Genomic DNA, 3,478 nt, shown 5'->3' with positions numbered 1-3,478 from the left:
CGGCTGCGCGACGGCTCGCTGCGCCAGGCCGCGCGCCAGCGCCGGTCGGGCTCGGGGTCGGCGAACCCGACGGCGGCGTGGGCCAACCAGGGCAGGACGGCCACCGCGGCCACCACGCCGAGGCGTCCCTGCCCCCAGGCACCGCTGGTCGCGGGCACGAGCGCGTAGACGACCGCACCCCACAGCAGCAGCCAGCGCGGCAGGCCGCGCGGGGACACCAGGCGACCGATCAGCCGCAGCAGCCGCCAGGCCCCCCACAGGGACACCGGCACCGCCAGGAGCAGCAGCGCGGAGACCGCGGCGGTCGCACTGCCGCCGAGGAGGGTGCCGAGCAGGGCCATCGGCAGGAGGTACGGCGGAGCGGGCACCGCGGTGCCCGCCCCGAGGGGGTGCCACGACTCCAGGTGGAGGCGCCACCAGTCGCCCACGCCCTCCGGGGCCGGGGACAGCGCGCCACCGGTCACGGGGCCGAACGCCGCACGGGCACCCACCACGCTGACCAGCACCACGAGCGCCAGGACGACGGCGACGGGGTTGGACAGGAACCGGGCGACCCAGCCGGAGTCGGCCTCGAGGACGTCGTCCTCCTCCACGGTCCGGCGGGCCGCGAAGGACTCGGGGTCGCGCTCGGCGGCGGCGATGCGCCGCCGTTCCGCGACGTCGGCGGCCTGGTTGCCGGCGGCGGCCACCACCCCGCCCACGACGTCGAGACCGTGGCGGTAGGGCAGCCACCACGGCGCCAGCAGCGGACGTACGTCGGCGCCGTCCTGGCGCCTGCGTCGGGCCCGCAGGATCGTGCGGGGCCGCAGCGACACCAGCGCCGCCAGCTCGTCGAGCGCCTCCCCGGGCGAGCGCACCAGCAGGAAGCCGAGGGCCCGCAGCACGGTGCCGAGGGTCAGCCTCACCGCCTGGAACGGCAACGCCCGCGTCGGGCTGTTGGCCAGCAGCGTGAACAGCGCGGCCCGTCGCTCCTGGAAGTGCGTGTGCCTGCCGGTCAGCGGGGTCCGCCGCACCCCGCGGTGCGCGGCCTCGGCGTGGAAGACCACGGCCTGCGGCACGACCAGCGTGGTGTGGCCGGCGGCCGCGGCGCGCCAGCCCAGGTCGAGATCGTTGCCGAAGACCGGCAGGTGGTCGTCGAAACCGCCGAGGGCCTCGAAGACCTCACGGCGCACGAGCATGCCGGCGCTGTTGACGGCCAGGACGCGGCGCACGTCGTCGTGCTGGCCCTGGTCGTACTCACCGCGCTCGAGACCGGTCTCCCGGCGGCCGGTGCCGGAGATCGTGACGCCGACCTCGAGCAGGCGCCGCAGCGAGGGCCACTCACGCAGCTTGGGGCCGAGCAGGTCGGCCTCGGGGTGCGCCTCGGCGGCGGCGAGCAGCTGCGCGAGGGCGTCGGGGGCCGGGGTGGAGTCGTCGTGGAGGAGCCAGAGCCACTCCGCGTCGCCCACCTCCTCCAGGCCCAGGCGCACCGCTTCGGGGTAGCTGGTGCCGGCCGGAGCGGACCGCACGGCGCCGAAGGCCGCCTCGAGGAGGTCGGGCCCCTCGTCGCGGCTGCCGGTGTCGACGCAGACGACACGGTCCGGGGCCCGGGTCTGGGCGCGCAGGCCGTCGATCACGACGGGCAGCCAGCGGGCGCCGTCGTGGCTCACCACGAGGGCGGCGACCGCCCCCTGACCTGCCCCGGACACGATCGGAGACAGTAGCGCGAGCCCCTCCGGGCCCTCCTAAACGCGAGCGGCCCTCAACGCGAGCGGCCCAAATGCGAGCGGCCCCGGTCACCAGGACCGGGGCCACGCTCACCTCAGACTGCGCGCTTCTTGAGCTTGCGCCTCTCCCTCTCGGAGAGCCCGCCCCAGATCCCGAAGCGCTCGTCGTTGCTCAGTGCGGACTCCAGGCAGTCCTGGCGCACCTCGCAGGTGAGGCAGACCTTCTTGGCCTCGCGGGTGGATCCACCCTTCTCGGGGAAGAACGCCTCCGGGTCGGTCTGAGCGCACAGTGCGCGCTCCTGCCACGACCCTTCCTCGGTCTCCGCCTCGAGCAGAAACAGCTCTCTCATGGCTCAACGCCCTTTCGACCCTGGTGTGCTCCTCGTCCGGCACCGAAGAACACTGTTGGAATTACATGCCTGTCGTAGCACTGTCGTCAAGCGGAAGTCTGGTATTGGTCCCTGTCACCACCCGCCCGGCACCCTCGTGCGCTGCTGCGGCAGAGTGAGGGCATGCAGATCAGTCGCATCACGGTCCTGTCCGGCGGCATGGGCGGCGCCCGGTTCCTGCAGGGCCTGCTGCACGGTGTCCGCGGCGGGACGCTGCCCGGGGTCTCCCCCGACGCGCGCGTCACCGTGGTGGCCAACACCGCCGACGACATCTGGGTCCACGGGCTCAAGGTGTGCCCCGACCTCGACACCGTGATGTACACCCTCGGCGACGGCATCGACCCCGAGCGCGGGTGGGGCCGCCGCGAGGAGACCTGGAGCGTCCGCACCGAGCTGGCCGAGTACGGCGTCGAGCCGACGTGGTTCGGGCTCGGCGACCGCGACGTGGCGACCCACCTGGTCCGCACCCAGATGCTCGAGGCCGGCTACCCGCTCTCCGCGGTGACCGAGGCGCTGTGCCGCCGCTGGCTGACGCCGACGTACGGCGAGGGGCTGCGGCTGCTGCCGATGACCGACGACCGGGTCGAGACCCACGTGGCGGTCGCCGACGGGTCCGAGCCCAGCGGTCGACGCGTCGTGCATTTCCAGGAGTACTGGATCCGCCTGCGCGCGTCCGTGCCGGCCGAGACCGTCGTCATGGTCGGTCTGGACCGGTCGACCCCGGCACCGGGCGTCCTCGACGCGATCCGCGACGCCGACCTGGTCGTGCTGCCGCCGTCGAACCCCGTCGTCTCCGTCGGCACGATCCTCGGCGTGCCGGGCCTGCGTGCAGCCGTCCGGGACACCTCGGCCCGCGTGGTCGGCCTCTCCCCCATCGTCGGCGGCACGCACGTGCGCGGCATGGCCGAGCAGATGCTCACCAGCATCGGCGTGGAGGTCAGCGCCGCCGGTGTGGGCCGCCACTACGGCGCGCGCTCGCGCGGTGGGGTCCTGGACGGGTGGCTGGTGGACTCCCGGGACGAGGCCGCCGTGCCGGTCCTGCACGAGGCCGGCCTCCGGGCGGCGGCGGTGCCGCTGATGATGACCGACCCCGACGCGACCGCCGCGATGGCGGCCGCCGCCGTCTCGCTGGTGACACCGGGGGAGCCCGCGTGAGCGGTCGGCTCGAGGTGCTGGCGCCGGACGGCGTCGGTGAGGTCGGCGAGGGCACGGACCTCGCGGCGCTGCTCGTCGACGCGCTGGCCGCCTCGCCGCACGGCCCCCTCCGCGACGGTGACGTGGTGCTGGTGACCAGCAAGGTCGTGAGCAAGGCCGAGGGCCGCAGCCGCCGCGGCGACCGCGACACCGCGCTGGCCGAGGAGCTCGCCGCGCCCGGTGCCCGGG

Annotated in this window: 4 protein-coding genes; 2 read left to right on the top strand and 2 right to left on the bottom strand. The window is 74.9% G+C overall.

The genetic code is table 11. The features are described from left to right. Together A6R01_RS11160 and A6R01_RS11155 are read right to left on the bottom strand one after the other, a co-directional pair. Positions 1 to 1,688: glycosyltransferase (locus A6R01_RS11160; RefSeq protein ID WP_292605838.1), on the bottom strand; the 1,688-nt coding region annotated here is incomplete at its 3' end. Positions 1,689 to 1,801: 113 nt separating this feature from the next. Beyond that, positions 1,802 to 2,056 (bottom strand): WhiB family transcriptional regulator, encoded by a 255-nt coding sequence (locus A6R01_RS11155; protein WP_179530285.1) that lies wholly within the window; start codon positions 2,054 to 2,056, stop codon positions 1,802 to 1,804. Positions 2,057 to 2,218: 162 nt separating this feature from the next. Between A6R01_RS11155 and cofD the strand changes: the two genes are divergently transcribed. Further along, positions 2,219 to 3,250, top strand: a complete 1,032-nt coding sequence (gene cofD, locus A6R01_RS11150) for a 2-phospho-L-lactate transferase (RefSeq protein WP_292605836.1) — start codon at positions 2,219 to 2,221, stop codon at positions 3,248 to 3,250. Continuing rightward, a partial coding sequence (locus A6R01_RS11145) for a coenzyme F420-0:L-glutamate ligase (protein WP_292605834.1) occupies positions 3,247 to 3,478 on the top strand: 232 nt, incomplete at its 3' end. The genes cofD and A6R01_RS11145, both read left to right, overlap by 4 nt.

Source organism: Nocardioides sp. REDSEA-S30_B4, from assembly GCF_001627265.1.
In the GTDB taxonomy this organism is placed as follows: domain Bacteria; phylum Actinomycetota; class Actinomycetes; order Propionibacteriales; family Nocardioidaceae; genus Nocardioides.
This window is presented reverse-complemented; position numbering and strand designations above follow the sequence as displayed.

What these genes read in the sequence shown, in the direction of transcription:
- A6R01_RS11155 (WP_179530285.1), bottom strand. Translation starts at nt 2,056, where the DNA reads ATGAGAGAGCTGTTTCTGCTCGAGGCGGAGACCGAGGAAGGGTCGTGG.
- cofD (WP_292605836.1), top strand. Translation starts at nt 2,219, where the DNA reads ATGCAGATCAGTCGCATCACGGTCCTGTCCGGCGGCATGGGCGGCGCC.